Below are 23,548 nucleotides of genomic sequence, written 5' to 3'. Positions count from 1 at the left end.
CCATGCAGTCTCAAGGCAAGATCGTCGTCGCCAGCCAGCATTATCCACCGGATCCGAGCACGACCGCGGCGATCATGGCCGAGATCGCCTGCCGTCTCGCCGAAAACCACGAGGTCGTCGTGCTCTCGGGCTCGCCCGGCGCGTTGCCGGACTCGCAGACCGGCCCGGGCCGGCCACGCGTCGTTGCGATCAAGAACCGGATGGCGGGGAAGGCGGCGCTGGTGCGGCGCGGCGTGTCCGAACTGCTATTCGTGGCGCGCACGTTTTTCGCCTTGATGCGGGAGCTGAGGCGAGCTGATGTCGTACTCACCGTCACCGCGCCGTTCATGCTGCCTTACGCGGTCGCGGCGGCGGCAAGGCTCAAGGGCGCGCGCTCGGCGCTGATCATGCACGACCTCTTCCCCGACGTGCTGGTAATGGCGGGCCTGCTCAAGCCCGGTTCGATCGTGACGAGGGCGATGCGCGCAGCCAACAGCCTGATGTTTCGCGCGCTCAATGCCGTCATCACCATCGGCCGCGATGCGGAGGGGCCGCTGCTGAGCTATTCCGGGATGACGCGGAACAAGATCCGCTTCATCCCGAACTGGGCGACACTCGTGCCCGCGCCGCGTCCCCTGACATCGGATAATCCGTTCCGGCGGGCGCTGTCGGCCCGCTTTGTCGTCGGCCTGTCAGGAAATCTCGGCTTCACCCATGATCCGGAGATCGTGTTCGAGGCGGCGCGCCTGCTCAAGGACGAGGCGGACATCCACTTCCTGCTCTCCGGCTGGGGCATCGGCTTCGAGCGGCTGAAGCAGTTGCAGGCGGCGGCGAACCTGTCCAATGTCTCCTTCGTGGCGCGCGTGGAGGATGCCGAGCTCGAGGCGTTTCTGGCGTCCGCCAATCTCTGGATCATTCCGTACCGGAAGGACGTTGCGGGGGTGTCGGTGCCGAGCCGGTTCTACAATCTGCTGGCGGTCGGCCGTCCCGTGGTGCTGGTTTCCGAGCCGGAGGCCGAGGCCGCGCTGACGGTGGTAGAGAACGGACTCGGCTGGGTCGTGACGCCGGGCCGCGCCGATCGGCTCGCCGAGGCGATCCGCGCAGCGTCCCGCGCCGACGCCGCCGCCATGGCGGAGCGCGCGGTGAAGGCGGCATCGCGATTCGACCGGACCGTCGCGATGAACGCCTATGCCGGTCTGATCGACGAATTGTTGCGCAACCCGGAGCTGGCGGAACAACGATGAGCGAGCGCAAACCGGTCGTGCTGGTGACGGGAGCGAGCGGCTTCGTCGGCCGTCATGTCGCCCCCGCACTGGCGCGCGAGGGATGGTCGGTCCGGCGCGCGGTCCGCAGCCCGGAGGGCATCGACAACGAGGTCATGATCGAATCGATCGGTCCCGATACCGATTGGCAGGCTGCGCTCGAAGACGTCGACGCTGTCGTCCATCTCGCCGCCAGGGTCCATCACAAGCACGATGAGCACGCGGTCCAGCTCTATCGCAACACCAACCTCGCCGGCACCCTGCAACTGGCGCGCTGCGCGGCGACGGCCGGCGTACGCCAGTTCATCTTCGTCAGCACCGTGCTCGTGCACGGCCGCAGCAGTGAGGGCCGCCGGCCGTTCAGCGAAGACGATACCCTGACGCCGCGCGGCCTCTATGGCATGTCCAAGGCCGCGGCCGAGGCGGGCTTGAGGACGCTCGCGCGCGATTGCGACATGAATATCTCCGTGATCAGGCCCCCGCTGGTCTATGGTGCGGGCGCCAAAGGCAATTTCGCGCTGCTCTCGCGTGCGGTGAACGTGGGGTTGCCGCTGCCCTTCGCCGCGATCCGTAATCACCGCGCCTTCCTTGCCGTGCAGAACCTGTCGTCGTTCATCCTGCGCAGGCTTGCCCATCCCGACCCTGCGAGCAATTTCGAGATATTTCTGGTGGCCGACAGGGAACAGGTCTCGACGCCCGAATTCATCGAACGGCTGGCCAAGGCATCCGGCAAGAGCCCGCGTTTGTTCAGGATGTCGCCAGACCTGCTTGGCAGGCTCCTCGGCATGATTGGCCGGCAGGATACGCATGACAGCCTGATCGGCTCGCTCGAGCTCGACGTTTCCAAGGCGATGGCCACCGGCTGGCAGCCGCAGGTCACTCTCGACGAGGGTCTGCGGCTCGCGCTGTCCAATCAGGACGCCTGAGGACGGGAGAAGCGCCGCAGGACGAAGCCGATCGCGATTGCGCCCGCGCCAAGCGCGAACGAGGTGACGGCCATCGATCCGGCGCGAACGGTGAGGATGGCGAGCCCAGCGAGGACGAGGTTGAGCAGAAAGACCTCGCCGATCACCCGCGGGACCGAAAAACCGTTGTCGGTGGCGCGCTGGTAGAAATGCGTGCGATGTGCCGACCAGAACGGTTCGCGCCGCGCGATGCGCCGTAACAGAGTGAGGGTCGAATCCGCGAGATAGTAAGCCGGCAGCAGCAGCGCCGCAGCGGCTTGTCCGCGCCAGGCAAGCTCGAGCAGGCACCAGCCGAGCAGAAGGCCGATCGGCAGGCTGCCGACGTCGCCCAGGAACACCTTTGCGACCGGACGGTTGAAAGGCGCAAAGCCGAGCATGCCGCCGCACAGTGTCGCGGCGATCAGCGCTGCCGGCCACGACACCTCGCCGAGCCATCCGAGCAGCAGCAGGGCCGCTGTGACCGGCACCACTTCCGCCACCGTCATCAGGTCGAGCCCGTCCATGAAGTTGACGAGGTTCACGAACCAGACGCCGGCGATCAGGATGAAGCTGCGCTCCAGCGCAAGCGGCAGCGCCGGCACGATGTGCGCGGTGTCGGGCGCGGTGAACACGACCGCGCCGACGGCGGCGGCTTGCAGCACGAGCCGCAGCAGCACCGGCAGCGACACGATGTCGTCGGCAAATCCGACCAGTGCGATCAAGACCGTCGCGGCGATGAGCGCCGGCGGGATCGTGACGCCGGCAAAGGCGGCCCAGACCGAGGCGACTATGAGGGTCGCGGCGATCACCGCGATGCCCGCGCCCTGCGGGGTCGGGATGCGATGCGAGGAGCGCGCATTCGGCCGCGCCAGCGCATAGCGCTGGAGCAGGGGGCGGCTGGTCCAGGTGATGAAGGCCGACATCAGTGCGGCGATCGCGACGGCCAGCAGCGAGGGCATCGCGGCGAGAGCGTCAGTGGCCTGGCTCACTCCGGCACTCCGATCGGGGCGGATCCTTGCGCGGCTTTCTCCGCGCTCAGGATCCAGACGAGGCCGCCGAACGCGCCGACGATGAAGGAGACCGCGCCGAACAGGAGCGAGACGTTGACGCCTTCATTCGCAGCGAGCCCGGCGAAGCCGAAGGCCAGCCCCATGGTCGCCTCGCGCACGCCCCAGCCGGCGATCGAGATCGGCATCAAGGTGATCAGCATGACCGGCGGAATGAGCAGGAATATCTGCCCGAAGCTGACCGGCGCGGCGATCGACTGCACCACGCACCAGGCGATGACGACGGTGAGCACGTGAACGATGAACGACAGGATCGCGACGATCGGTCCGCGCGTCGGGCTGAAGATCACGCGGTTGGCGATCACGGCGCAGGCGTGGATGTGGTGGGTGGCCCACCAGGTCTTCAGCCACGACCATTTCAGCGCGCCGAAGATCAGGAAACCGAGGCCGCCTGCGAGCGCCGCGAGGTCGACGAGCAGCAGCGCCGAGCGTCCGTTCGGATCGGTGATGAGCCCGTAGCTCCAGGGCAGGCTCGCGACGATGAGGATTGCGAGCGCGATGAGGCCGATCGCGCGATCAACGAAGATGGAGTAGGTGGCCGTACGCCATCCGGCGCCGGCGCGCGCGACCAGCCACAGCCGGACCGCGTCGCCGCCGATCGCGGACGGCAGGGTCTGATTGAAGAACGCGCCGATCACGTTGTAGCGCATGGCGCGGCCGAGTTCGAGCGGCGCGCCGCATTCGGCGCTGATCTCGCGCCAGCGCAGCACGCCGACGAAGATTTGCAGGAACGTGACCGCGATCGCCATGGCGATCCAGAACAGGCTGGTCGCGGTGAAGCGCGAAATCAGTTCGGACAGATCGACCTTGCGCAGCGCCAGATAGAGCAGCGCCGCGGAAATCAGGATCTTGGCCGTGGACAGCAGGATTCGGCGCATCTCGCCCGCATGAACAGGGGTTTGCGAAGATTTGAGGCAACCCGACGCCGGGCGCCGAATTCCGCCGCTTTGGTATGGTTTTGGCGCCGGTCTTGCAAGCCGATCTTGCAATAAGTGATATGAACAGCCGATATGAACAGCCGTTGTGAGGAGCCGCTATGAGGAGCGAGGGGCTATTGCGACCCCCTCAATACGGCGGCTAAACAGGTGCCGCGGGCGAAGGATCTGCGGTCGAAGGATCTCTTGGGAACAGGATGACGGATCAGGCGATTTTGGTCACGGGTGCCGCCGGCTTCATCGGCTTTCACGTCGCCCGGCAGCTTTTAGGCGAAGGCCGGCCCGTCGTCGGGCTCGACAATCTCAACAGCTATTACGATCCGGCGCTGAAACGGGCGCGCCTGGAGCTGCTCAGGAACGATTCCCGCTTCTCCTTCGTGGAGGCCGATCTTGCCGACCGCGAGGCGATCGCGGCGCTGTTTGCGCGGCACGGATTTGCCAAGGTCGTGCATCTGGCAGCCCAGGCCGGCGTGCGCTACTCGATCGAGCATCCGCACGCTTACGCCGATTCCAATCTCCAGGGCTTTCTCAACGTGCTCGAGGGCTGCCGCAACAACGGTTGTCGTCATCTCGTCTACGCTTCGTCATCCTCCGTTTATGGCGCCAACACCAAACTGCCATTTGCGGTGCAGGACCGGACCGACCATCCTGTGAGCTTCTATGCTGCAACCAAGAAGGCGAACGAATTGATGGCGCAGTCCTACAGCCATCTGTACCGCCTGCCGGTCACGGGGCTGCGCTTTTTTACCATCTACGGCCCGTGGGGCCGGCCCGATATGGCCATGTTCCTGTTTGTGAACGCCATCATGGAGGGCCGGCCGATCCGGCTCTTTAACCATGGCCGGATGCGCCGCGACTTCACCTATATTGACGACGTAACCCGTGTAGTATCCAAGCTGATCGATCGGGTGCCCGCGGATGACCCGGCTGCCGCAAATGCGCCGTCTAAGGTCTACAATGTCGGCAACCACCATCCGGAAGAGCTGATGCATGTCGTCGGACTTCTGGAGCAGGAGCTGGGTCGGACGGCGATCAAAGAATTGCTGCCGATGCAGCCGGGAGATGTTTTGGAAACGTTCGCGGATGTCGAGGATCTGATGCGCGACACCGGATTTGCGCCGTCAACGCCGATCGCGCACGGTATCCGTAATTTTGTCACCTGGTATCGGGACCACTTCAAGGTTTGAAATGACGATGGACAAACGCATTATTCCCCTGATCATGTGCGGCGGTGCCGGCACGCGGCTGTGGCCGGCTTCGCGCGAGGTGCGTCCCAAGCAATTCCTGCCGCTGTTCGGCACGCGCTCGACCTTCCAGGACACGCTGCTGCGCGTCTCCGATCCGTCGCTGTTCGATCGTCCGATCGTCATCACCAACGCGTCCTACCGCTTCATGGTGCTGGAGCAGCTCGCCGAGATCGGCATCGAGGCCGACGTGATCCTCGAGCCGATGCGGCGCGACTCCGGCCCCGCGATCGCCGCCGGTGCGGTGTTCGCGCAGAACCGTGACAGCGAGGCGATCGTGCTTGCGCTCGCCGCTGACCACGTGGTGCAGGACAATGCCGCCTTCGTCGCCGCGTGTCGTGAGGGCCTTGCCGCCGCGAATGCCGGGCGCATCGTCACTTTCGGCGTCAAGCCGGAGCGGCCGGCGACCGAATACGGCTATATCAGCCCGGGCGAAGTGATCTCCGGTGAGGTGCACGCGGTTGCGCGCTTCGTCGAGAAGCCGGACGCCGTGACGGCGGCCGACTACGTCACTTCGGGTTATCTCTGGAACAGCGGCAACTTCATGTTCCCGGCCGCTGTCCTGCTCGACGAATACCGCAAGGTGGATGCGGCGAGCGTGGAGGCAGTCTCCAATGCGGTCACCAATGCCGGCCGCGATCTCGGCTTCGTGACGCTGGAGCCGCAGGCCTTCGGCGCAGCGCAGGCGATCTCGATCGACTATGCGGTGATGGAGAAGACCTCGCGCGCCGCCGTCGTGCCGGTGTCGTGCGGCTGGTCCGACGTCGGCTCCTGGCACGCGGTGTGGGAATTGTCGGAGAAGGATGCGCAAGGCAATGCCGCGAACGGCACTGCCGTGTTCGAAGATTCCCGCAACTGTAACGTCACCACCGACCAGGCGCTGGTCGCGCTTGAAGGCGTCGACGATCTCGTCGTGGTCGCCACCGCAGACGCGGTTCTCGTCTCGCGCCAGAAAGATGCCAACGGCCTGAAGCGTCTGGTGACCAAGCTCAAGGCGGTCGCACCGAAGGTGACCGAGGAGCATTTGAAGGTGCATCGGCCGTGGGGCAGCTATCAGTCCGTCGACAATGGCGAGCGCCACCAGGTCAAGCGCATCGTGGTGAAGCCGGGCGGGCGGCTGTCGCTTCAGAAGCACCATCACCGTGCCGAGCACTGGATCGTGGTCCGCGGTGCCGCCCGGGTGACCGTCAACGAGACCGTGAAGACGGTGCACGAGAACGAGTCGATCTACATTCCCATGGGCGCCGTCCACCGGATGGAGAACCCAGGTAAAATCATGCTGGAACTGATCGAGGTCCAGACTGGGAGCTATCTCGGGGAAGACGACATCATCCGGATTGAAGACGACTATCAAAGGTCGTAACCAGCACACTCCGAATCACGTGCCCCGGGCCGAAAGAGCGGTATTTTCAGCGGCTTAAGGCTCGGGGAACGTGTAATTTTTTGAATCAAATCGTGTCCGGTTAACTATGCCGGCATTCGCCACAAATGTGGCGTCCGTGCTAGAAGCGGCCCGGGGATTTGCGTTGAATCGGGGTTCGATCATATGAGTTCCAAAGGCTCTGCACCGGCAAAGGCCGGCTTGCGCGTCGGCGTCATTGGCGCGGGCGTGATGGGCAGCAACCACGCACGCGTGCTTGCCGGCCTTCCCGGCGTCAGTCTCGTCGGCGTGGTCGATCCCTCGCCGGTGCACCTGATGCGCACCACCGAGCTTGCCAACTGCCAGGGTTTCGAGACGCTCGACCAGCTCTTCGCCGCCGGCGTCGATGCCGTCACCATTGCGGCGCCGACGCATCTGCATCACGAGGTCGCGCTCGCCTGCATTGCCAGGAACATCCACGTCCTGGTCGAGAAGCCGATCGCCTCCACGGTCGAAGAGGGCCGCGAGATCGTCACCGCCGCGCAAAAGGCCGGCGTGACGCTGATGATCGGCCATGTCGAGCGCTTCAATCCGGCGGTCGCCGCCGTCAAGCAGGCGATCGCGGGCGAGGACATCCTGTCGATCGCGATCACGCGCGTCGGCCCGTTCCCGCCGCGAATGTCCAATGTCGGCGTCGTCATCGACCTCGCCGTGCACGACATCGATCTGATCCGCTGGTTCACCGAATCCGACATCGTCGAGGTGCAGCCGCAATTGTCGAGCGCGGTCGCCGAGCGCGAGGATATCGCGCTGCTGCAGTTCCGCACCGCCAACGGCGTGCTTGCGCACATCAACACCAACTGGCTGACGCCGTTCAAGGCACGCAGCGTCACGGTCGCGACCCGCGGCAAATATGTGATGGGCGATCTGTTGACGCGCCAGGTCACCGAGTGCTTCGGCTTCAAGCCCGACGGCAGCTATTCGATGCGGCATCTGCCGGTCGGCCACGACGAGCCGCTCCGCGCCGAGCTCATCGCGTTCCTGAAGGCCGTGCGCCATGGCGAGACGCCGGCGGTGACCGGCGACGAGGGCGTTGCCAGCCTCGAAATTGCGACTCGCTGCCTCGAGGCGCCATCGCGGCCAGCGGCCATGTCGCCCGCCCGCAAGGGGCCGCGCCGCGTTGCCGGCTAGTCCTTATCCATGTCGACCGCTCAAAACTTGCAGGAAAATCGGCAAGGCGCCATGAACCAGCATCTGCGTTCCGAACCCATTCCCTTCATCGACGTCGGCGCGCAGCGCCGCCGGCTCGGCGCCTCGCTCGATGCCGCCGTCAAGCGCGTTCTCGACCATTGCCAGTTCGTCAATGGCCCTGAAGTCGCCGAGCTCGAGGCGCAGCTTGCGGCCTATTGCGGCGCCAAGCACGTGGTGGCCTGCGCCAGCGGCACCGATGCGATCCTGATGGTGCTGATGGCGAAGAACGTTGGCCCTGGCGATGCCGTGCTGTGCCCGTCCTTCACCTTCATCGCAACCGCTTCGCCGGTGGCGCGGACCGGCGCGACGCCGGTCTATGTCGACGTGGATGAGGCGACCTTCAACATGAGTCCCGAGTCCCTGAAGCGCGGCATCGCGACCGCCCGGAAGGCTGGGCTCAAGCCGGTCGCGGTCATTCCGGTCGACCTGTTCGGACAGCCGGCCGATCACGACGCTATTGCGGAAATCGCGAAGGCCGAAGGCCTGTTCGTGCTCGATGATGCCGCACAGGGTTTTGGCGCGAGCTACAAGGGCCGCAAGCTCGGCACCCTGGCGCTCGCCACCGCCACCAGCTTCTTCCCGGCCAAGCCGCTCGGCTGCTTCGGCGACGGCGGCGCGATCTTCACCGACAACGACGAACTCGCCGCCACGCTTCGCAGCATCCGCGTGCACGGGCAGGGCGTGGACAAATACGACAACGTCCGCCTCGGCCTGACCGGCCGGCTCGACACCATGCAGGCCGCGATCCTGATCGAGAAGCTGAAGATTTTCGACGACGAGATCGCCGCCCGCAACAGGGTTGCGGAGCGCTATGCGCGAGGGCTCAGCAACGTCGTCACCGTGCCGCGTCTTAGCCCCGGCAACACCTCGGTCTGGGCGCAGTACACCATCCGCCTGCCCAAGGGGACCGACCGCGACGGTTTTGCCGCCGCGCTGAAGGCGCAGGGCGTGCCGACTGCGATCTATTACGGCAAGTCGATGCATCAGCAGACTGCCTACAAGCAGTATCCGGTCGCAGAGGGCGGGCTGCCGGGCTGCGAGAGCCTGTCGCAGGACGTCATCAGCCTGCCGATGCACCCCTATCTGACCGAAGCCGACCAGGAGCGAATCGTCGCCGCAGTGCGCGGCGCGCTTTCAGCCTGATTTCGCCGTTTTGCTGCGCCGCTTGTTCACCTCTCCCATAGGGTCCCGCAGGGAGAGGTAAATCAGGCTCGCACCAATTTAGCTCCACGCTTGTCCTAATTCGCAGCCGTCGGCCCGCGCCATTCAAGGGCGAGGTCGTCCTGGGTCAAGGTGTCGTGCGGCGCCTCGCTCGATGCCGTATCGCCTTCGCCGGCCAGCGCGATCGCGCCGGTGTGGTCGGGAGCCTTCTTCTCATTCTTCTCATTCTTGTCGTTGGGGATCTGCTCCTTCTTGTCGTTGATGATCTGGTAGATCTTGCGCGCGCCGTCCTGCGCCCGCTGGCCGATGATCGTCGCAGCCTGTCCGCCGACCTCGCAGGCCGCCGGCTGGCGTTTGCAGAACTGGCTCATGTCGGAGACGGCCGCGGTCGCAGCCTGGACCGCGTCGGCGGCGCCGATCTGCGGCAGCTTCTCCGATTCCGGCGTCTTGTCCCGCGGCAGGAGCACCAGCACCAGCCCGAGCCAGAATGTGATGCGAAGCAGAAAGCGCATCTTGCGACCTGTATGTTAGATCCCGCCGCGGCGATCCCCGCAGGCGTCGGACCTAGCAACTCTCGATAAATCGCAAGTAATTGCCTTGAGCTTAATTTGCGGAAAATTTACGCAAAAATCTTCGCAAGCCGCGGTCTCGTAAATTTTTGGTTGACGTTCCGCGCCCGCGATTCCGCCTCCCGCATATCCACCAATTCGAAACCATGAGGGACAACGCGAAACCCTGTGTTCACCATCCCCACGGAAGACGTCGTCAAATCGTCTAAAATGCCACGCGATGACACCGTGTCCGGCGAAGGACCGCGCCGCCTTAGCACTCGTTTAAGATCGCTCTGACACGGTGGCTCCACGACAAGGAGGCGTTCCGGCGCGTCTTTTGACGAATGAGCCGAAGCGCGAGACCCGTGACAGTTTTGAGTATCATCCGCGATTGTCTCGATGCGCTGCTGCATCCCTCCGCGCGTTACGATGCGCTGACGCGAGCGCGCCATCGTGCCTTCATGGCGCCGCGGCTGCTCGGCAGCCTGGCTGCCTTCGCCGCATTTCCCGTCTATCTCGCCATGCGCGGCGCGCCGAGCGCGATCGAGGTCGCCGCCTTCGCGTGGCTGATCGCGCCGATTCTCTTGTCGTGGTTCCTGTCGCGCACCGGCCGCTATGAAGGCGCGCATGTGCTGTCGTCGCTGGCGCTCGCCGGCCTGGTCATGGCGATCGCGGGCACGACCGGCGGCATCGAATCATTCGCCGCGATCTGGCTGGTCGTGGTTCCCCTCGAGGCCGCGCTGTCGGCCTCGCGCCGCGTCGCTGCCTTCGCCTCCGTGCTTGCGCTCTCTTGCGCCGGGATCCTGATCCTCATCAGCCAGCTCGGCTGGCTGCCGTCCGCAGACGCCAGCGCCGCAGAACGCGGCGTGCTGATGGCGTTCGGCGTCGCCTCGGCGACGCTCTATGCCGCGGGTCTTGCCTTCGGCGCGGAGTCGCTCGCGCGCACCAGCGTCGCGCTGCTGTCGCGCGAGGAGGAGCGCTATCGCCTGCTGGCGCGCAACATGAGCGACGTGATCTCGCGGCATCAGCGCAACGGCGCGGTGCAGTTCATCTCGCCGGCGGTGGAAGCCATGCTCGGCATGCCCGTCGCGCAACTGCTCGGCCATGGCCTGTTCGACCGCGTCCATGTCGCCGATCGCCCGGCCTATCTCACCGCTTTGTCGGATGCCGCGCGCGGCGAGGTGCGCAGCGTCGAATTCCGGTTGCGCCGCGAGCCGATCGATTCGGAGCGCGACCAGGTCAATTTCATTTGGGTCGAAATGCGATGCCGGCCGCTCGACCAGGATCTGGGACGAGACGTTACCGAGGAGGCCGAAGTCGTCGGCGTGATGCGCGACATCACCGACCGCAAGCTTGGGGAACAGGCGCTCGATCAGGCCCGCAGCGCAGCCGAGGCCGCCGATGCCGCCAAGACGCGCTTCCTCGCCACCATGAGCCACGAGCTGCGCACGCCGCTCAACGCCATCATCGGCTTCTCCGAGATGATCGCGCAGGAGCAGACCCTGATGCTGGGTGCAGCCCAGCGCAAGGAATACGCCCAACTCATCAACGATTCCGGCCAGCATCTGTTGTCGGTCGTTAACGGCATCCTCGATATGTCCAAGATGGAATCGGGCAATTTCGAGATTGCGTCGGAGCCGTTCGCGCCTCGCGCCTCGCTGCTGCATTGCTGCAATCTGCTCGCGCTGAAGGCGCGGGAGAACGGCATCGATCTGATCACCGATGCGCCGCAGGACTTGCCGATGATGACCGGCGACCCGCGCGCCTTCAAGCAGATCGTGCTCAATCTCGTCGCCAACGCCATCAAGTTCACCGAGCGCGGCGGCCAGGTCACCGTCGCCGCCGCGGTGTCGGGCTCGCAGCTCACGCTGTGCATCAGCGACACCGGCGTCGGCATCGCGCCTGACGATCTCAAGCGCGTCGGCGCGCCGTTCTTCCAGGCGGGCAAGACCTATCAGCGCCGTCACGAAGGCACGGGCCTCGGACTTTCGATCGTGAAGAGTCTCGTGGCATTGCATCTCGGCGAATTGACGGTACAAAGCAGGCTCGGCGAGGGCACTGCCGTCACCGTCAAGCTGCCGCTCGTCTACGCGCCGCCGCAGGCCAGGACGTCCGACAGAAGGGCGTCCGAGAGCAAGATCGCGACCTTGATGCCGGTGTCGCGCCAGGAACTGCAAGACCAACTTAAAGACCAACATCACGACCAACTTCACGAACTTCAGGACCAACCCGCTCTGGTGAAGAAAAGTGCCTAAGAAGTCTGCAAAGGATGGAGCCGTTCCGCGCCGTCGTGGCGCCAAGGCCGCGGTCGTCGACATCGAGACCGAGCGCAATCTCGTGCTGCGCGTTCTGCTGCACAGCCCCAAGGATACGCTGGCCGGCCTCGTCGCGGTCGCCGCCATCAGCGCCATCGTTGCAAATGCGCTGTTCCTCCAGACCGGCCGGCACCCGGCGCCGATGTTCGGCACCGTGATCAATCTTCCTGCGCCATCATCCGCCGCGCTGTCGAACCCGATGCCGCGCCCGCGTCCCGTCGGCGCCGACATGTCGCCGCTCGAGCCGAAGGCGACGGAGTTTCGTGCCGAGCCGAAGCCCGCCGAGAGGGCGCCGGAGAAGCCGGTCGAGGCGCCCGCATCGGCGCCGCGCTCAAGCGATCCTCTGACCAATCTGGTCAAGGCAACGACTTCGACGCCGCCCTCCGTCGCCATCGCGCGTCCGCCAGCACCTGTTCCGGTGCAGCAGAGCCCGGCCGCGCGGCGCATCGCGGGCGTGCAGCGCGCGCTGTCCGAATACGGCTATGGGAATTTGAAGGTCACGGGCGCGATGAGCGGCGAGACTCAGGCCGCGATCCAGAAGTTCGAGCGCGAGCACAAGATGCAGGTCACCGGGCTGGTGTCTGATCGCCTGCTGCGCGAGCTCGGGGCCGCGATCGGCCATCCCGTCGAATAGTTTTCACACTTGCGTGGAGGCTGGTGCTGATCCCGGCACTGGCCTATCGTGCGCTTCATGCGTTTGAAATCAAACATCTGGGTCTCAGCCTATTTGCGCCGGTGCCAGACCGAGGGCGTATTCGGCGCGGTGCGCCGTCGCGGCGCCGAGGAGGCGGGCGCGGTGTTCGTGAAGGTATCGCTGCTCGACGGCAATGCGATGCTCTACGTGCCGGCGCCGCAGACCGTCTATGAGGACGGACGGCCGATCGATCGCTTCTTCGTGCCGGCCGGCCCGCAGCCGATGCCGGAGCAGGCCATCGAGGAGCGCCTGACCAAGGAAATCCGCTTCGATCCCGACGCCTGGATCGTTGAGACCGAAGACCGCGCGGGGCGGCACTTTCTCGAGCTGGCGAAAATCTGACTAGAGCGTTTTCAAGCGAAGTGGAGGCCGGCCCCGTTCCGATTCCATCGGAACGGAAATGGCCTCTAGCGGTCTGATCCCCCGGTGCTCGTCCGCACCGTTGGGCTTGAGCCGGGCTGCACGCCCGGCCGCGTCTGGCTTGCGCCTGCGCGCGCGCGCTGGCGTTCGCCGTCATGCAGCGACGACTGGTATTTTGCGCGCGTGACTGCGAGCGCGGAGTCGCGCCAGGCCGCCAGCATCACCAGCGCGGCGCGGTCGCTGAGGCGGTCGTAGAGCCGGGACAGCCGGTACACGTTGTTCACCGACGTGCCGATCTCCGGCTTGAAGAACAGCAGAATGCGCTGGAAGTTCGGGCTCGGCATGTCGAGCGCGCGGGCGGCGACCGCAAGCGCTTCGCCGCCGGGATCGTCGACGATTTGGGCCGCGACGCGCGAGGGCAGGATCAGGCTGTCGCCGAGCTCGAGGGTGAAATTCTCGACATCATTGGCGATCGCCGCCATCTCGAGGATCTGGATCGCGCGCTCGGCGCGCACGGTCGGAATGCGCGGCGCGGCCTTGAGCGGGGTCTGCGCCAGATTGTGCAGGATCAGCGCGCGCTCGGATGCGCCGGCGCGGAAGAACATGTCGTGGATCTCTGCCGCGTCCTTCGGCTGCATCGCCATGTTCGAGGCCATGCGCAGCTCGGCGTCGGTCGGCGTGCGGACCGGCGAGGGGGCGGGGGACGGGGCGGGGATTTCGCGTGCGAGCGGAACCCGGCGGCCTTCCTGGGCGGCCGAGAGCCCGAGCTTCTGCATGATCGGGGCGGGCGTCGAGGGATAGATCGCAAGCCGCGCCTTGACGACGGCGCGCGTCGCATCGTCGACCTGGTCGATCAGCCGTGTCGCAAGCTCGACGAACTGGCGCTGTTCATCCTCGCTGTGGCTGCTCGCCTGGACATAGAGGTCGGTCAGCACGCGCAAGAGCGTCGGACGGATGTCGACGCCTTCGCGACGGGAGAGGGTCATCAGCCCGTCGAATCCGGGAAACAGCGACTTGGTCATGGAGAGATACGCGACCTGGAAAACATACTCGCAGCGAACGTATCGCAGGTTCTTTTAAAGGCTCGTTAAGGAAAACGAGGCGTGAAGCCGACCGATGCTTTTGAGGTGTTTCGTGCCGCAACGGACGCGGGTGGACCGCCCGTGCGGTTACGGGCAGGACGGCACGTTTACATCTCGTTAACCATGAACTGATCTTAATGACTGCATGTTGCATGAGCGCGTTTGGTCGCGCGGCAATTGATAGAGAGCTGACATGGGGACCATCATCGAATTTCCGGCCGGTCGCCGGGCAGGCTCGTCCGGGGATGCCGCACCGCGCACGGAAACGGGAACGGTTCTGATCCTCCCCGTGATCCGCATCGAGCGCCAGACCGACGAAACCAGTGGCGATCGTGGGCCGGAGCAGGGCACAGCGCCGGGGCGCCGTCGTCGGCGTCGCTGATATCCGGCTTCGTGCCATGCCGGAAACCACCCGCCAGATCCGACCTGTCGTATCGGCCGTCCTGCTCGCGCTGCTAAGCGCGGCGCTGAGCGTAGTTCTTGGCGCCTGCAGCGGCGGCGATTTCGGCCGCACCCGCGCCGACATGCGCAGCGACGACATGCATCGCTGGCTGGGCGCTGAAGTCACCTCCAGCGTTGGTCTGCAAGCGTCGCAGTTCCAGCTCACCGACGAGGAGCGCCAGCTTCGCGACCTCGCTTATCCCATGATCGAGCCGCCGCTGTCGCGGCCGGCCTGGAAGAGCGTGTTCGGCGACTACAAGCCGTTGCCCTCGCCCTGGCGGCAGAAGATCGTGTTCGACCGCACCATGTACGGACGCACGCTGATCGACGAGCCGCACCGCTCGCATTCCTCGCGCTATGCGCAGCTGATCGAGGACGTGCGCAACGACATCACGCGTTTCGAGTCGTTCTTCGCCTCCGCGATTCGCGTCATCGACCTCGACAGAAAGCGCAATGCCAGCATGGCGCGCGTCTCCGATCTGTCGCCGAGGGAGAGGGACGACGCGGTCGCGCGTATGCAGGAGAACTCGCTGATCGTTCAGTGGGTGCAGCAATGCCTGGAGCAGCGCGTCTCGTCCTACCGCTGGGCGCTCGAGCGGCTGGTGATCCAGGCGCCCGACGGCATGGCCGCCGATGCCGACCGCCTGATCGGGGAGCTCGCCGCCCAGACCGCCAACCCGCCGGTCGCGGCACAGCCGCCCTATGGCCGCGCGGTCGTCGTGAAGGGCTGATCTGCGAAATCTGTTATTTCCGCGCCGACATGGAGCGATCCAGAAACTCAAACAGCCTGCGCCGGGAGTCGTCGGTCAGATCCTGACGAAAATGATACTCGACCTGATGACCGCGGACGTCGATCTTGCTGAAGCCGTCGAGCTGCTGGCAATCCCAGCAATGTGTCGCGCCGGGATAGAGATGCCATTCCACGGGGATGCCGCTTCGCTTGAGAGCATCGAACTTGTCGATGCATTCCGATGCGGGCGTCTCGGTGTCCGCATCGCCCATCAGCACCAGAAGGGGTCGTGAGATGTCCGGATTGACCAGGTCGAACGGCGGCCGCTCTTTCGGTGTGATGCGGAAGCAGCCGGGATAGAAACTCGCGACCGCCGCAAACCCCGACTCGAACTTCAACGCGCCGACATAGTGGGAGCTTGCGGTGAGCAGTCCCACCATCGCGCCCCAGGAAAAGCCGACGAAGGCGACGCGCTTGCTGTCGACATAGCTTTGTTTGCGAAGATGTTCTGCGGCTTGCAGCGCATCCCTGGCGCCGCGAAAGAAATTAACGCCGTTTCTCGGACCGAAGCACACGCTCTTGACGTTCCGTGGTCCGAGGCTGTCGACGAGCAGTACGACGTAGCCGCGTGAGACGGCGGCGCGCGCCCAGGCCGCAACGGCCGCATTCAGCCCGGCACATTGGTGCATGAGTACGATCGCTGGAAACGGGCCGGCCCCGACCGGCTTGAGCAGGGCCATCCGCGGAGAGGTGAGCTCGTCGACGGTCTCTGGTGTGTCGGGAAGAGCCAGATCCTCTGCGACAGTTGCTCCGCGGAAAATGGCCTCGGTATTCCAGGGCACAGCTTCTGGTTGTGGTTTATCCAGGGCATTTGCTATGCTGGCATCCAGCCCCGCCACCAATGCGGCGAGCAGCGCGATTAGCGTGCGCACGAACCGTCGGGGCCCGGGGAAGTCGTCGCCGCCGTCGCTAACTCTTTTGCGCATATCCCGCGACCGCATTGATTGGCGCTTGTCCTCCCAAGCCATAAGGATAGGATTATTTCGTTTCTTCAAGTCATTTTACCCAAAGGTCCTTCAAGATGAGCTTAGACGCCACGAATCCGTTTAAGAGCCGTCTGGACTTCACCCTGCCGCCGAAATTGCTGGCCCTCGCCGTTCTGCTGGGATCGACCGGTTCAGCCGCCGCGCTGACCAAGGAGGCGGCGATCGAGAACTGCCGGATGACCGTCGGAAAACCCATCGTGCAGGCCTGCATGCGTGCCGGCGGGGGACCCGCGGGAGGAGCCAATCTCGAAGCCTGCCGCGCCAAGGCCTCGCCCCAGGTAAAGGCGTGCGTGCTTGCCGCGCTCAGCGCCGCGAACGGCCGCGCGAACGTTGCGGTCGAACTTCCGAAGGAGGTGGCGCCCAAGCTGGATCCGGGCGCTGCGCTGCCGAAGGATTTCATCGCGCCGCCGCGCAGCATCTCCGACATCACGGCGATCCTCGACGGCGAGAAGCCTGATGAGAAGATGATCGCGGAACTGAAGTCGGACGCCGATGCCGCCCCGACGGGGAAGGAGTCCCGCGAGGATCTCGCGCAATTCTATTTCGATCGCGCCAATGCGCGCTCGCAGCTCGGCCGGCTCGCCGAGTCCATCGCCGATGCCAACAAGGCCGTGGAGGTGGGACGCGGCGCCGTGAGCCCGAACATGATGGGGCGGATGATGCAGCTCCAGTCGCAGCAATATGCTCTTGCCGGTGATCCCAAGCGTGCGCTCGAGGTCATGCAGAGACTCTTGCGCGAGTCGGTCGGCGTGCCCGGCGCGAAGGGATATCAGTTCAACGCCAATCGCACAGTTGCGGCCATTCTCATCCAGATGGGTGACATCGCCCAGGCCGAGGCCTATCTGCGCCGGAGCCTGACCGCGATCCAGGAGGCGCGCACCAGCGGACTTCCGGGGTGGCGCGCCTCCTATGCCAGGTTCGGCCAGACCTGGGAGGGCGAGATCGAGATTTCCCGTGGCCGGCTTTTTGAGGCGAGAGGCCAGTTCGCCGAGGCCGAGGCCGCCTATCGCACGGCGGAGGTGCGCAAGCGCGCCGGCAACAAGGGCGTATTGGAGTCGGACAATCCGCCCGCGGAAACCGTTCTGCGGCAGGTGGTCGACGGCACGATTTTGAATCAGGCGCGCATGAAAGCGAGGCAGGGTCGTCTCGCCGAAGCCGAGGTCGACGCGCGCCGGGCGCTGTTGTCGCGCTTGAAGGACACCGGCAAGTACAATCCTGTGACGCCGCGTTTCGTGATGGGATTGGCCGGCATTCTGGTCGACCAGGGCCGTTACGACGAAGCCGAGCAACTGGGCCGCGTCGCGCTCGAGATCAACAAGACGGTCGGCGTGCCGGACGACTCGCAATCGACGGTGCAGATGTTGTCCGCGCTCGCCGGCATTCTGAATCTGCAGCGCAAGAATGCCGAGGCCAACGAGATGTTCACAAAGATCGACAAGGCGATCGCCAATTGGGAGCCGCAGCGACGTCAGGTCATCGAGCTCAACCCAGCACGCATCCTCGCGCTCTATAATTCCGGCCAATTGGACGCCGGCATCGCCGCCGCTGAGCAGCTGGTCAAGAAGCAGATCGGACGGGTCGGCGAAAATCACTTCGATGCCGCGTCGGCGCGCGGCACGCTGGCGGTCGGTCTGATGCGCGCAAGGCGCGACGCCGATGCCATCCGGGAATTCAAGGCCGCCATCCCGATCATGATGGCGAACGCCAATGAGAACGCCGACGACGAGAACACCACCGTGGTGGCCGCGCGCAGCCAGCGGCTGCAAACGATCGTCGAGAGCTATCTGTTGCTGCTCGCGCGGGCCGAGGGGACCGGCAGCGGCGTCGGCGAGGAGACTTTCAGTCTGGCTGATGCCATCCGGGGCCGTTCCGTGCAGCAGGCACTGGCTGCCTCGAGCGCGCGCGCGGCGGCCAAGGATCCCGCGCTCGCCGAGATCGTGCGCAAGGAGCAGGATCTGACCAAGCAGGTCAACGCCCAGCTCGGCACGCTCAACAACGTCCTCGCCATTCCCTCGGCGCAACGCGACGAGAAGGGGGTTCAACAGATCCAGGCATCGATCGCGGCCTTGCGCGGGGAGCGCGACAAGGCACGCCAGGAGATCAAGCAGAAATTCCCGACCTACGCCGACCTCGTCTCGCCCAAGCCGCCCAGCGTTGCGGAGATCCGGGCGACGCTTTCCGACAACGAGGCCATGCTGTCCTTCTATTTCGGCCAGAACGGCAGCTTCGTCTGGGCCGTGCCCAAGTCGGGCCCGGTGGCGTTCGCCGCCGTCAAGGCGAAGATCGGCGACATCGAGACCAAGATCCGCAAGCTGCGTGAAGCGCTGGAGCCGCAGGCTGCGATGATCTCGGACATTCCGCCGTTCGATCTCAAGCTCGGCTACGAGCTCTATGAGCTGCTGCTGAAGCCGGTCGAGAGCGGATGGAAGCCGGCCAGGAATCTCATCGTTGTGACCAATGGCGCGCTCGGCCTGTTGCCGCTTTCGCTGTGGCCGACGGCACCGGCCGAGGTGGCCGCGGACGAGGATCCGCTCTTCATCGGTTATCGCAACGTGCCATGGCTCGCGCGAACCCATGCGGTGTCGACGGTGCCCTCGGCGGCGGCGCTACGCACGCTGCGGCAGCTGCCGCCGGGCAAGTCCGGCCGCAGTGACCTCGTGGCCTTCGGCGATCCCTATTTCAACAGGGATCAGCAGGCTGAGGCAGAAGGGGGCGGGGAGAAGGTTCAGGTCGCCGACGCCGGCGGTAACACGACGCGCGGCGGGCCGCTGAAGCGGCGCAACAGTCCGAAGCTCGAAGGTGTCGACAGCGCCGAGATCGGTCTGTTGCCCCGGCTTCCTGACACTGCGGACGAGTTGAAATCGATCGCGCTGGCGCTGCAAGCGGATCCTTCGAAGGTGCTGTTCCTCGGCAAGAGCGCGACCGAGAGCGCGGTCAAGACCATGAACCTCTCCGGCTTCAGGATCCTGGCCTTCGCGACCCACGGTCTCGTCCCCGGTGAGCTCAACGGACTGACGCAGCCGGCGCTCGCTCTGTCGTCCCCGGCGGTGACGGGCGAGGGCGGCGACGGCCTCCTGACCATGGAGGAGATTCTCAGCCTCAAGCTCGATGCGGACTGGGTCATCCTGTCCGCCTGCAACACCGGCGCGGGCGCGGGCGCCGGCGCCGAGGCGGCCTCCGGCCTTGGCCGTGCATTCTTCTACGCCGGAACGCGCGCCTTGCTGGTGACGAACTGGTCGGTGCATTCGCAATCGGCGCGGCAGCTGGTAACTGATCTGTTCAAGCGGCAGGCGGACGATCCAAAACTGTCGCGCAGCGAAGCGCTGCGGCAGGCGATGATGGCCCTTGTGGATGGTTCCGGCTATCTCAACAGCGAAGGCAAGACCGAGTTTGCCTATGCGCATCCGCTGTTCTGGGCGCCGTACACGATCATCGGTGACGGCGGCGTGCGTTGAAAATCGGGTGAAGGGAGGGGGTACGGAAAATGAAGCGGACTATCTTGCTGGGCCTCGTTGTGGTCGGTCTGTTGTGCTCGGGACCGTCGCGCGCCACGCAATTGATCACGGAAGAGGAAGCCCAGCTGCCGCCGCCGAAGGGCGCGATCGCGGCGGACCGGCGCGGGATCATGCGCGGCCCGAAGGTGGAGTTCATCTCGCCCGGCGATTCTGTCGGCTCGCCTCTGCGTCTTCAATTGAAATTCGAGTCGTTCGGTGGGGCCAAGATCGATCCAGGGTCGGTCAAGGTGATCTTCCTCCGCACGCCGAACGTCGATTTGACTCCGCGGGTCAAGCCGTTCGTCCAGGCCGACGGCATCAACATGCAGGATGCCGAACTGCCGCCGGGCGAATACACGGTCCGCGTCGACATCAAGGACAGTGACGGCCGGCCGGGCACCACCATCTTCACCCTGAAGGTCGCGCCCAAATGAGGTGTCTGTGAAGTGAGGTGTCCTTACTGCCAATCCGAGAACGCCGGGGATGCGCTGGTTTGCGCGTCCTGTGGGCGAGACATTGCCGTTCCCGCAACGCTGATCGCGGAACGGGACGATCTCCTGCGCAAGCGGGAGGAGTTGCGTGAGGAGCTGAGGCAAGCCAGGGACGAGGTCGAGGCCATCATGCGGCGCAGGAAGTCGCACTAGCGATGGAGTGCCCGTTCTGCGCCGAGACGATCAAGGACGAGGCCATCGCGTGCAAGCACTGCTCGCGCGATCTGCGCGTCGTGCGGCCGACGCTGCTCGAGATCGAGGACATCGTCGCCGATCTCGACAGGCTCAGGCGTGATCTCGACCGGGTCAACATCCGGCTCGAGCGATACAAGAATCCGTCGAGCTATTTTGGAACGCATGCGGTTCTCTATGTGGTGATCCCGTCGGTGCTTCTGACGGTCGCGCATGTCCTCGTGACCATCACCTTCAACCTCTCTCCGATTCCGCTCAGGATCGCGTCGATCGTCATCCCGCTGCTGTTCGGGCTCCTGGCATATCCCCTGCACAGGGTCTCGGCGCTGGGCGCGTTCGTGCTGGCGTTTCTGGCTGCGAGCGTCAGCATCCTGGCGATGCTGACGGTCACCGGCATCCATGATCGAGTTCCGATCCTGCCGACGGTGTGGGTCGAATGGCGCGAAGTGTTCGAATACGGAGTGAGCATCCTGCTCGCCTTCGTTTCCGGAAACATTCTGGGCGTCGTGATCTTCCAGGTCTTGCCGCGCGTGCTGAGCCAGGGAGGCAAGCCGAACGCCTTCGCCTTCAGGGTGGCGCGGCTGCTAGGGCAGCATGTTGGCGAGGAACACCTTCGCCGCCGCGCCCGCTTGATTCAGGATCTGATGCAGACTGTCGGCCCGCTGGCCGGCGTTGCCGCGACGGCTGTCGGTTCCATCTACGCGGGCCTGAAGGGCCTGCTTGGATAGCTCGTTGTCAGGCCGTGAACCCATTAATCCGGACTGGTCGGCGGATGTTCGCCCAGGTGCTGGCGCCTATCGTCTGCGGCGACGGCGCAATGTATGGATCTTGTTTCAATCTTTGAATCGGTTCGTCCCTTCAGCAGGAGCATCAAACATGCATGATCGGACGAGGCGCGATGCGCGCCTGGCGTGGATTGACCGTATCGTCCTTGCGACAGTCTGTGCGATTGCTTTGGCCGTGGGGCAGCCATCTGTGCCGGCTTTTGCGCAGGCCCAGTGGAAGATGGCTACAGAATATCCAGAGAGCAACATCTCCGGGGTTGGGCTGGCGACATTTGGAAGACTCCTGTCGTCGAGCACACAGGGGTCTGTCACGACGTCGAACGCCTTCGACAATCAGTTGAAAATTAGCTCGGGTGAAATGCTCCGAGCAGCGCAGGAACATCGTATCGATGGGGGCGATGCGTTCGCCGGACCGCTGGAGTCGTCCGACCCGATCTTCGGCCTGTCTTCGCTGCCATTTGTCGTCCAATCGGTCGATATAGCGAAAGTGGTGGCTGCGAGAGCCCGCCCGCTTTATGAGCGCGCGCTCGCAGCGCGGGGCCTGAAACTTCTTTACATAACCGTTTGGCCTGCGACCGGAATTTGGTCCGACCAGCCGATCAAAACCCTGGATGACCTGCGGACGCTCGCGGTGAGAACCTATGACAGCACCTCGGCTGATGTGATGCGCTCGGCGGGTGCGACGGCGGAATATCTTCCGTTCAACGAGGCTATTGCTAAGGTCAAGGAGCACAAATTGAATGCGATCCTGACTTCCGGGGATGGCGGAGCTGGCCGGAAGCTTTGGGACGACCTGCACCACTTTACGCCAATAAACTACGCCATTCCGATCTCGATAGCATTCGTCCGCCGGGACAGCTTCGACGCGCTATCCAAGGAGACGCAAAACAAGGTTGAAGTGGCTGCCGCCGAGACGGAAAAAAGCCAGATCGAGCTATTAGCCAATCGTACCGTCGAGAACTACCAGCGGATGCGCGCCAACGGGGTGAGCATCGACGAGCCTGCGCCGCCCGCTGTCATTGCCGCCCTCAAGAAAGCCGGAAGCGGTCCTATCGCTGCTTGGCAGACGAAAGTTGGCCCTGAGGCTGTTGCCATTCTGGATTGGGCGAATCAGCAATAGTGGTTCAGTTTTGCCGATTGAAAGCTTTGGCTCGAGCGTCCGAACCGGCACGTCGCGAGCCCAAGGCGGCTGTGCGCAAGGGGCGTCTGTCACGAACGCTTGAGTGGAATCAAGGACTGTTTTTGGCGCCGGAATATGCTACTCAGGCAGCGCTCCGGCCCCGAGAGGTAAGTCAATATCGATGCGGCTCGTCCGTACCATCCTGGCACTCGCAATCGCCATATCCTTGGCGATGCTGCCGGTTGGCGCGTCCGCAGCTAGCCTCGCAATGTCGTCGGATGACATGCAGACGACCATGCACATGAGCGGCGATGCCGATATGTCGATGGACGATTGCTGTGCGGACGACATGAAGGGGACGGGCTCCCACACTGGCGGTTACAAATGCGGGATGGGCTTCTGCTGCGTCGGCGGGACCATCGCGCTCGATGACGTCAGGCCCATTGCCTTCGCGTTTCTCGCCGCTGCCGCGAGCAAGATCGTCATTCCCGCGGATCAGGTCGTCTCCTTCCGCGGCGGCAGTCCTCCCTTCCGACCTCCTCGAATCTGATCTCGCAAGCCTGAGACGCGAGCGGCACGACTGCTCGCGACGACGACTGACGTGCGCGCTCCATGCGCCACGGCCGAGATCAATTCATGAGGACTGGACAATGCTTTCCAAATTCAGCGCCGCGGCTCTCGCCGCCACCCTTTCGCTTGCCGCGTCGGCCGCCATCGCGGGCGCCGGCGACTACGCCTTCGAGGCGGTCAATCCGCAGATGAAGAAGGGCGACGACGTCACGCTCTCCGTTCGCTTGACCAACAAGCAAACCGGCAAGCCGGTGGCGGACGCAGTCATCTTCAAGACCCGCGTCGACATGGCCCCGGATGGGATGGCCGAGATGGAATCGGCGGTCGCGCCGCTGCCCTCCAAGGAGCCGGGCGTGTACGCCTTCAGGACGGACCTGCCGATGGCCGGCCGCTACCAGATGACGCTGTCAGTGAAGGTGCAGGGCGAACCGGAGACCGTCACCGGCAACGTGATCGTCACGGCGATCAAGTGAG

General features: G+C 64.7%; 22 protein-coding genes. 17 read left to right on the top strand and 5 right to left on the bottom strand.

What is annotated here, in order from left to right:
* Window positions 1-2 precede the first annotated feature (2 nt).
* Together AC630_RS25920 and AC630_RS25915 are read left to right on the top strand one after the other, a co-directional pair.
* Window positions 3-1,223, top strand: coding sequence for a glycosyltransferase family 4 protein (locus AC630_RS25920; RefSeq protein ID WP_074121245.1), 1,221 nt, complete (start codon window positions 3-5; stop codon window positions 1,221-1,223).
* Window positions 1,220-2,167, top strand: a complete 948-nt coding sequence (locus AC630_RS25915) for an NAD-dependent epimerase/dehydratase family protein (RefSeq protein WP_074121244.1) — start codon at window positions 1,220-1,222, stop codon at window positions 2,165-2,167. Before AC630_RS25920 ends, AC630_RS25915 begins: the two co-directional genes overlap by 4 nt.
* On the opposite strand, the gene AC630_RS25910 is transcribed toward AC630_RS25915, so the two are convergent.
* Window positions 2,155-3,174, bottom strand: a complete 1,020-nt coding sequence (locus tag AC630_RS25910) for an MraY family glycosyltransferase (RefSeq protein WP_074121243.1) — start codon at window positions 3,172-3,174, stop codon at window positions 2,155-2,157. The genes AC630_RS25915 and AC630_RS25910 overlap by 13 nt on opposite strands.
* A complete protein-coding gene (locus AC630_RS25905) occupies window positions 3,171-4,130 on the bottom strand; it encodes a lysylphosphatidylglycerol synthase transmembrane domain-containing protein (protein WP_074121242.1) in 960 nt (319 codons plus the stop codon). Before AC630_RS25905 ends, AC630_RS25910 begins: the two co-directional genes overlap by 4 nt.
* 254 nt (window positions 4,131-4,384) lie before the next feature.
* Here AC630_RS25905 and AC630_RS25900 point away from each other — a divergent pair, with 254 nt between their 5' ends.
* From AC630_RS25900 to AC630_RS25885, 4 genes are all read left to right on the top strand, one after another.
* The gene (locus AC630_RS25900; protein ID WP_074121241.1) at window positions 4,385-5,374 is read left to right on the top strand and encodes an SDR family NAD(P)-dependent oxidoreductase; all 990 of its coding nucleotides are present in this window, start codon (window positions 4,385-4,387) and stop codon (window positions 5,372-5,374) included.
* 7 nt (window positions 5,375-5,381) lie between these two features.
* On the top strand, window positions 5,382-6,794 hold the full coding sequence (locus AC630_RS25895) for a mannose-1-phosphate guanylyltransferase/mannose-6-phosphate isomerase (RefSeq protein WP_074121290.1): 1,413 nt from the start codon (window positions 5,382-5,384) through the stop codon (window positions 6,792-6,794).
* A 183-nt stretch (window positions 6,795-6,977) separates the two neighbouring features.
* Entirely contained in the window at window positions 6,978-7,982 is a 1,005-nt protein-coding gene (locus tag AC630_RS25890; protein ID WP_074121240.1) for a Gfo/Idh/MocA family protein, read from the top strand.
* 51 nt (window positions 7,983-8,033) lie between these two features.
* Complete coding sequence (locus tag AC630_RS25885) at window positions 8,034-9,185, top strand: DegT/DnrJ/EryC1/StrS family aminotransferase (protein ID WP_074121239.1); 1,152 nt, start codon at window positions 8,034-8,036, stop codon at window positions 9,183-9,185.
* Between the two features lie 95 nt (window positions 9,186-9,280).
* Here AC630_RS25885 and AC630_RS25880 read toward each other — a convergent pair whose 3' ends face one another.
* Window positions 9,281-9,715, bottom strand: coding sequence for a DUF5330 domain-containing protein (locus tag AC630_RS25880; protein WP_074121238.1), 435 nt, complete (start codon window positions 9,713-9,715; stop codon window positions 9,281-9,283).
* A gap of 383 nt (window positions 9,716-10,098) precedes the next feature.
* Between AC630_RS25880 and AC630_RS25875 the strand changes: the two genes are divergently transcribed.
* Genes AC630_RS25875 through AC630_RS25865 form a run of 3 tightly spaced genes read left to right on the top strand, consistent with a single transcriptional unit; the run spans window position 10,099 to window position 13,105 of the window.
* Entirely contained in the window at window positions 10,099-12,009 is a 1,911-nt protein-coding gene (locus tag AC630_RS25875; RefSeq protein ID WP_143198313.1) for a PAS domain-containing sensor histidine kinase, read from the top strand.
* Window positions 12,002-12,703, top strand: coding sequence for a peptidoglycan-binding domain-containing protein (locus AC630_RS25870; RefSeq protein WP_074121236.1), 702 nt, complete (start codon window positions 12,002-12,004; stop codon window positions 12,701-12,703). The genes AC630_RS25875 and AC630_RS25870 overlap by 8 nt, the downstream gene beginning before the upstream one ends.
* A 57-nt stretch (window positions 12,704-12,760) precedes the next feature.
* Window positions 12,761-13,105, top strand: coding sequence for a DUF1491 family protein (locus tag AC630_RS25865; protein ID WP_074121289.1), 345 nt, complete (start codon window positions 12,761-12,763; stop codon window positions 13,103-13,105).
* Window positions 13,106-13,170: 65 nt separating this feature from the next.
* On the opposite strand, the gene AC630_RS25860 is transcribed toward AC630_RS25865, so the two are convergent.
* Window positions 13,171-14,145, bottom strand: a complete 975-nt coding sequence (locus tag AC630_RS25860; protein WP_074121235.1) for a DUF2336 domain-containing protein — start codon at window positions 14,143-14,145, stop codon at window positions 13,171-13,173.
* A gap of 253 nt (window positions 14,146-14,398) precedes the next feature.
* Here AC630_RS25860 and AC630_RS25855 point away from each other — a divergent pair, with 253 nt between their 5' ends.
* Together AC630_RS25855 and AC630_RS25850 are read left to right on the top strand one after the other, a co-directional pair.
* A complete protein-coding gene (locus AC630_RS25855; RefSeq protein ID WP_074121234.1) occupies window positions 14,399-14,587 on the top strand; it encodes a hypothetical protein in 189 nt (62 codons plus the stop codon).
* 16 nt (window positions 14,588-14,603) lie between these two features.
* Window positions 14,604-15,377: a hypothetical protein gene (locus tag AC630_RS25850; protein WP_074121233.1), complete on the top strand. Its 774-nt coding sequence runs from the start codon at window positions 14,604-14,606 to the stop codon at window positions 15,375-15,377.
* Window positions 15,378-15,390: 13 nt separating this feature from the next.
* On the opposite strand, the gene AC630_RS25845 is transcribed toward AC630_RS25850, so the two are convergent.
* Complete coding sequence (locus tag AC630_RS25845) at window positions 15,391-16,431, bottom strand: dienelactone hydrolase family protein (protein WP_245330516.1); 1,041 nt, start codon at window positions 16,429-16,431, stop codon at window positions 15,391-15,393.
* A gap of 26 nt (window positions 16,432-16,457) precedes the next feature.
* On the opposite strand from AC630_RS25845, the gene AC630_RS25840 reads away from it, so the two are divergent.
* The 6 genes from AC630_RS25840 (at window position 16,458) to AC630_RS25810 (ending at window position 23,547) form a co-directional block, all read left to right on the top strand.
* On the top strand, window positions 16,458-19,877 hold the full coding sequence (locus AC630_RS25840) for a CHAT domain-containing protein (RefSeq protein ID WP_074121232.1): 3,420 nt from the start codon (window positions 16,458-16,460) through the stop codon (window positions 19,875-19,877).
* Between the two features lie 29 nt (window positions 19,878-19,906).
* On the top strand, window positions 19,907-20,350 hold the full coding sequence (locus AC630_RS25835) for a hypothetical protein (protein WP_074121231.1): 444 nt from the start codon (window positions 19,907-19,909) through the stop codon (window positions 20,348-20,350).
* Between the two features lie 212 nt (window positions 20,351-20,562).
* Window positions 20,563-21,327 carry a hypothetical protein gene (locus AC630_RS25825; RefSeq protein ID WP_074121229.1) on the top strand — a complete coding sequence of 255 codons (765 nt, stop codon included), beginning with the start codon at window positions 20,563-20,565 and terminating at the stop codon, window positions 21,325-21,327.
* Window positions 21,328-21,475: 148 nt separating this feature from the next.
* The gene (locus AC630_RS25820) at window positions 21,476-22,504 is read left to right on the top strand and encodes a TRAP transporter substrate-binding protein (protein ID WP_074121228.1); all 1,029 of its coding nucleotides are present in this window, start codon (window positions 21,476-21,478) and stop codon (window positions 22,502-22,504) included.
* 181 nt (window positions 22,505-22,685) lie between these two features.
* A complete protein-coding gene (locus AC630_RS25815) occupies window positions 22,686-23,054 on the top strand; it encodes a hypothetical protein (RefSeq protein WP_074121227.1) in 369 nt (122 codons plus the stop codon).
* 100 nt (window positions 23,055-23,154) lie between these two features.
* On the top strand, window positions 23,155-23,547 hold the full coding sequence (locus tag AC630_RS25810) for a FixH family protein (protein ID WP_074121226.1): 393 nt from the start codon (window positions 23,155-23,157) through the stop codon (window positions 23,545-23,547).
* Window position 23,548 lies beyond the last annotated feature (1 nt).

Source organism: Bradyrhizobium sp. AS23.2, assembly GCF_001908185.1.
In the GTDB taxonomy this organism is placed as follows: Bacteria; Pseudomonadota; Alphaproteobacteria; order Rhizobiales; family Xanthobacteraceae; genus Bradyrhizobium.
This window is presented reverse-complemented; position numbering and strand designations above follow the sequence as displayed.